General features: G+C 59.6%; 1 protein-coding gene. It reads left to right on the top strand.

Annotated elements, in window-relative coordinates; translation table 11 throughout:
- Nucleotides 1-260: FUSC family protein (locus RTW80_RS29775; RefSeq protein WP_312721747.1), on the top strand; the 260-nt coding region annotated here is incomplete at both ends.

Below are 260 nucleotides of genomic sequence, written 5' to 3'. Positions count from 1 at the left end.
GCTCAAAAGTTATCTTTCACTGAAATCTTCCGCCCTGCGCAATGCCGCGCGGATCAGTGTGATGCTGAGCATCGCCAGCCTGATGGGAATGGCCCTGCACCTGCCGAAACCCTACTGGATCTTAATGACCGTGCTGTTTGTCACCCAGAACGGCTATGGCGCCACGCGGGTGCGCATTCTGCATCGGGCGGGCGGTACGATGGCGGGGCTGATTATCGCGGGCGTGACGCTGCACTTTCACGTGCCGGAAGGCTATACCC

Origin of the sequence: Escherichia sp. AM3 (assembly GCF_032029835.1) — a bacterium.
Lineage (GTDB): Bacteria > Pseudomonadota > Gammaproteobacteria > Enterobacterales > Enterobacteriaceae > Escherichia > Escherichia coli.
This window is presented reverse-complemented; position numbering and strand designations above follow the sequence as displayed.